The sequence below is a fragment of the Rhizobacter sp. genome, from assembly GCA_021153565.1.
Taxonomy (GTDB): Bacteria; Pseudomonadota; Gammaproteobacteria; order Burkholderiales; family Burkholderiaceae_C; genus Albitalea.
This window is the reverse complement of the sequence record JAJKJU010000319.1, coordinates 1-5554: the sequence shown is the minus strand read 5'-3', so window position 1 is coordinate 5554 and position 5554 is coordinate 1. Positions and strand designations below refer to the sequence as shown.

At 63.4% G+C, this 5554-nt stretch carries 4 protein-coding genes; all 4 read right to left on the bottom strand.

What is annotated here, in order from left to right; all coding sequences use genetic code 11:
• Positions 1-846: hypothetical protein (locus AC30NL_RS19805; RefSeq protein ID WP_489465704.1), on the bottom strand; the 846-nt coding region annotated here is incomplete at its 3' end.
• 3 nt (positions 847-849) lie between these two features.
• Positions 850-2946, bottom strand: coding sequence for a TonB-dependent receptor plug domain-containing protein (locus AC30NL_RS19800; RefSeq protein WP_489465703.1), 2097 nt, complete (start codon positions 2944-2946; stop codon positions 850-852).
• A 34-nt stretch (positions 2947-2980) separates the two neighbouring features.
• Positions 2981-3850: a CPBP family intramembrane glutamic endopeptidase gene (locus AC30NL_RS19795; RefSeq protein ID WP_489465702.1), complete on the bottom strand. Its 870-nt coding sequence runs from the start codon at positions 3848-3850 to the stop codon at positions 2981-2983.
• A gap of 71 nt (positions 3851-3921) precedes the next feature.
• Positions 3922-4557 carry a response regulator gene (locus AC30NL_RS19790; protein WP_489465701.1) on the bottom strand — a complete coding sequence of 212 codons (636 nt, stop codon included), beginning with the start codon at positions 4555-4557 and terminating at the stop codon, positions 3922-3924.
• Between the last annotated feature and the right edge of the window lie 997 nt (positions 4558-5554).

The window sequence follows — 5554 nt, the reverse complement described above, 5'->3', positions numbered from 1 at the left end:
GCGGGCGACGGTCTCATTGACGGCAACGCGCCAGAAACGCGGGTACGTCGGTTCGGGTAGGCGTCCGGCTTCGAGTTCCGCTAGCAGGCCGTCCAGGCTGGTCAGCACGTCGTCGATGGCGGCGTAAGCGGCGGCCAGGGTGCCGGCGGTCACAAGGGCCGGCGAGAAGCCGATGACAGGCTGATTCCGACGATAGGTGGACTCCAACACCGCCGGCAGCGTCTCGGCGTTGTAGAGCGTGGAGTCGGGGACCGCCAGAAGCACGTCTTGCCCTGATAGCGCCGCAGCCTCACGGACAGGGGCAGCCCCGTTGGAAACGACGCGCACCTGTAGCGACAGCTCGGCGCGTTTAGCGGCACGTCGCAGGTCCGGCTCAAGGGCCTGCGTCGATTCGCTCAGGAGAGCACCGACCGATACGCGGCGTTGAAACAGGTGCACCACAAGCTGCATCTGTGCATCGGGCGAAGCCTCTGCAAAGATGGCCGTCGCACGGTCGCGAGCGCTTGACGGCACCAGGCGCTCGTAGGTTTGGCGTGAGACGAACAGGCCGACGATGGGACCTTGTAGCTCGGCCAGCGCGGCCTGGAGCGCTGCAGGGCCGATGGCCAAGTTGACCGCGGAAGCCCGCGGTGCGCTTGCCGCCTTGGCGTCCTGCAATAGTTGCACGCTGGGGAAGCGTGAGTGCAGGGCATCGACAATCTGCCGGACGGCCGGCGAGTCGCCGGAGAACACTGCCCTTAGCGTCTGAGCAGCGCGGGCGCGATGGGCGGCGGCGAGCGCCAGGCCGAACAAGGCCTGAATTGCCGCTCGTCGCCTGATTCTCCATCGATCTATTGCATCGGCCATGCCTCAGAAACTCAGCTTCAGCTCGGCGTAGGCCTGCAGCCTGTTGTTGTACCGGCTGGTCTCGCGCGAGGAGCCGGCGTAGTAGGTCAGGGTCGGGCTGTCCAGCCTGGTGATGCGCAGCATGGCTTCTGCTTGGCGGTCAGCTATGACGAACGCTTTGGACACGATGGTGTCAAGGCGCCCATAGCTGGTGTTGGCACCGTTGCCGGAGGAGCCGAAATAGGCGCTGGAAACCCTCCAGCCACTTCCCAGCACCTTGGAGACACCGATCGAGCCGCTGTGACGCGAATATTGCGCCTGTTCAATGGCAATCGTAGCGTCGGTGTTGAGCAAATACGCGTAGGTGGCGAAGCCGGACCAGCCCCCGTCGAGAGAGGCGGAGGCCTGAAGTTCGACGCCACGCAGGCGCACGGAGTTGCTGTTGGTTTGCGCCACGGTTCCGATGCTGATCGGCTCCGAAATCAGGTCCGTGAGGCGGTCATTGAACACCTTCGCATCGAACAGCAACCCCCACTTGGGCAAATTCAGGAAGTAACCCACCTCGCGGGACATCTCCACCTCGCTCTTGAGGCCGCCAGCCGAAGCGGAGTGTTGGTAGTACTTGGCCATGGTGCTGCCGTCCGCTGCCGGCAGGTAGAGCTGAGTGGTGAAGGAATAGTTGCCATGCTGTTCCTGCAGGTCCGGCGTGCGCGTGCCTTTCGACACCGAGAAGCGGATGCCCTGGTTCTCGTCGATCTGGAAGTTCACAGCGCCCCGCGGGGAGAACGTCCAGCCGACGATCTGGTCATGCTCGGCATAGGCGCCGAGGTTGACCGTCGCCCAGGTGTCGGGCTTGTATTCCACGTTGCCGAACAAGCGGTACAGGTTGTTTGTCACGCGGCCGGCAAGGAAGGTTTGGCTCTCGGCCATTTGCTGGCGTGCACCGAGGCCGCTAACTAATCGCAGCTGCTCGTTGACGGCGAAGGTGTCTTGCAGCTCGATATCCGCGCGTCGCTCAGCCAAGTCCTGATTGGCCAAGCCGCAGAGCGGCTGCAGGCCTGCTGGGCCGAGCTGCTGAATCGCAGCGGCTGCCTGCAGCGCGAGCAAGTCGTCGGCAGGCGTGCCGCCGCGCGGTATCTGTCCCATGAGGAGGGTGTTGGCGTAAGCCGGGTTAGTCCCGTAAAGCGTGTAGAGCTGTGGCAGGAACGCCACCGCCGGGAAGCAGGTCGCCCAGCGCTGTTCGATCCGGTGATGCGAGAACGTGGCGCGCACCTGTAGCTCATGGTCACCGCTGAGGGCGGAGGTCAGCGTACCGGCCAAGTAAGAGTCGCTGATGCGCTTGTCCGGGGGAGCCTCGTATACCGACCGGAAAGGGACCTCCGCGCGCCCTTCGACATAGGCTCCTTCTAAGGCCAGGCCGGTCGTTCGCGACAGCTGGGTTTGCGAGCGAACCAGCAGCCGCCGAGCCGTCGAAGAGTCGTGATCGTCGTTCTGTGCGCTGTTCCAGTCATAGCCGCGGTCGCCCTCTGTGCTGGCGGCAACCAGAAAACTGGTGTCGCCGCTCGTGAGCGCAGCGCGCGCGTGGGTTCGGTAGACGCCAGGGCTACCGGCGCCGGCGCTCATTGAGGCCTGTCCAACGTCGCTGGGGCGCTTGGTAATGATGTTCACCACGGCAGTCATGGAATTCGGGCCATACGCGGCCGAGGCCGGACCGCGGGTGACTTCGATGCGTTCCACGTCATCAATGACGATGGGTAACTGAGTCCAGTAGATCTTGGACAGGCCTGGCCTGTAGACCGAAATGCCGTCGATGAGAACGTTCATTCTGCGTGCGTCGCGCGGGCTGGTGCCGTGGTAGTTGACCTGGTACCAGTTGCCGGTTGCCTGCGTGACCGCCATGCCGGGCACTAGGCGCAAGGCATCAGCGATGGAGGTGACGCCGTAAGTGCGCAGTTGCGTTGCCGTCAGCACGGTGACGCTCGCAGGCACCTCCTGCAGGCTCTGCTTGAGACGCGTAGGCGTGATGACCGTCGGCAAGGCACCTACGCTGTCCAACTCGGTGGCGGCCACGTCGGCCGCGCGGGCTTGGCCGAATAGGGCCAGGCCCGCGCCGAGGCTCATGAAGATCGTTCTCTTTCGACTTCTCATTTCAAGCTCACAACTTAAGAGACGGATAGGTGAACCAGAGGAAGTGCGCTGCGTCGAGCGTGAAGTGCGCGAGCATCGCTGCCTCGATGCGGCCGGTGCGCTGGTAGGCATAGCCGTAGCCCACGCCGGCGAGGGCGGCCAAGGCCATTAGCACGGGGCCGCCGGCGACGTGCGCCAGGCCGAACAACAGGCTCGCGGCGACGATCGGCAGGGGAGCCAGCCAGGCGCGCGCGCGAACCCACTGAGCACTCATCAAACCGTCCTGAACCACGCCGCGGAAGAGGCCTTCCTCAAGCGTGCACGTCCATAGGGCGATGTGCACCAGGTGCACGGCGGTGAACCAAGGCAGCTTGGGATCGAAGGCCACGTATCCGATCGCGACGGCAATGGCGAGGATTGCGGCTGTCGTGATCCCGGCGATGGCCAAGGCGGGCCGCCAAGCGGCGCGCAGCTCGGCAAGTGACGTGATGCGGCGGCTGTAGAGCGCAAACAGCAACAGGCCGGCGACCCCGGCGTCGAGGCGGAGATTCACGTGCATCGGCCCGGCGTGCGGGCTGATGACGGTATCAGGTACCACAAGGAAGGGGCCGAAGCCGGCGACCTTCTGGATGCCCAGCGCAAAGCACGTGGCGACCGTCACAACCTTAAGGGCTGTCCTCACCTTGGGCGACGGCAGCGCGACTGACAGGGCGCCGCACGCCCAGGCGAAGATGCACACGGCAATGCCGCCCGGCGACACCTCGCCGGATGCAGCCGCAGCGCACAAGCTCGCGGCGAGCAGCGGGTGCCACAGTGGCAGCTTGCCCCAGCGAGTGGTGATCGGAGGCGCCCATGCGGCGCAAACCGCCAGGCCGAGCAGTAGTACGGTGAGAGTCACCGGTATCTTCCTTAGGATGTTGGGCGCGTGCCGCAGGCGGCCGCGCGAGGGGCGGGCTGTGGAGCGTTGCCCTATTCGTCGATGAGTTGGTACTTCAGGGCCAGCCGCGTGATGTCGGCCAAGCGCTGCACGCCCAAGGTCTCTTTGATCGCCTGGGTGACGATTCCGATCGTCTTCGACGAGAGGCTCAATTCCTTCGCGATTTCTGCGTTGGTCTGGCCGAGGGCCATCAGGCGAAAGACCTTCAGCTCTCGGTCGGTGAGCTTGGCCTGGGGTGACTCCTCGCCGCGCACGCTCATCAGGGCCATGCGCTCGGCCAGTTCCTTGGTGAAGTAGGTTTCGCCCTCGTGCGCCTTCTGGATGGCCTCAGCCAGCACCTTGGTAGTCGCGCTCTTCGGGATGAACGACTTGGCTCCCACACGGTAGGCTTCCAGCACGAACTGATCTTTGTCGAATTGGCTGTAGATCACGATGCGGGCGCCAGGGCTGCGCTGCAGCAGCTCCCGCGCCACTTCGAGGCCACGAACAGGGCCGATCCAGACATCCAGCACGAGAACGTCGGGCCGCTCTTGCTCGAAGCGTTCCAGCACCTTGGTGCCGTCCGACACCGCAGTGACATGCGATATCCCGTAGGGAGTGAGCGCCCCGGCCAGGCTTTCGGTGATGAGCGGATGGTCGTCCACCACAAGGACGCGAATTGTCGTCATCGTCAGTTTCTCTCTGAATGAAGGTTTTCGTGCAAAGGCTGGAACTCAGGACCACTGGCAGAGGGAGATTAGCGCGCAGATCTGGCGGCCGTCGCGCCCCTTTTCGCGCGCGGATGCACAAACAAAACCCATGATTCTAGGGGACGCCCGCCGCTCGACGAACCGCGGAACCTGAAGATCACAAGGCGCAAGCATCGCTTCTGGCGACAACATTGTTCGCACACGTGAACCGTAATAGGTTGTATATGTAGAAGTCCCGACTTCTCTTTATAGGAGAATCGCGCTCCATTGATGGGACAAGTAGATGGACGGAAGGCGATATCGGGGCGTGGCCGCGCGGGGCGGAGACCAAGCGGGGGAGACAGAACACTGAGTGTTCATGCAAATTGCAGCGGAGTCACACGCTGCAATCCCACATGAATGCTGGGTTCGCCCAGCGTCCTGAAACACACGATGAAGAACGAGCGCCCGGCTCAGGGCGTTCACCTCGGGAGCTAAGAATGAACGTACAGAGAACACGAAATCATGCGACCTGGCCAACGCACTGATGAAACGCCCACCTCATCAAACCCGCAACTGCGCAGAATCGATAGCGGTGACGGGGTTCTGGTGTTCGAACTAACCCGCTGTACCCAAGGCGTTCACGTCAAGAGGACTCACCTGCGCAGCCAGGGCGGTCGGCTCTGTTGTTGTGTTCCCTTCTGCGACGAAAGCGATTTCGCGCGCTGGACTGGGGCGGACCCGCTCCGCTTTGCGTACCCTTTGCTGTTCCAACGATTGGCGAGAGCATTTGGCGAACTACAAACTCCCGTCGTAAGTGATTCAGCATGACATCGTCAGCGCTTGAGTCGATCGTCGTTTCGTCGGGCTACTTCGAGCGTGTTGGGGAGGCGATCTGCCGCATCGCACTCGCACGGTCCGAAGCCGAGACGTCACATCTGCTGCGGGAGGCGACCCAGCACCTGGGTGCGGACGTTGCCGTGTTCTGCAGTTTCGT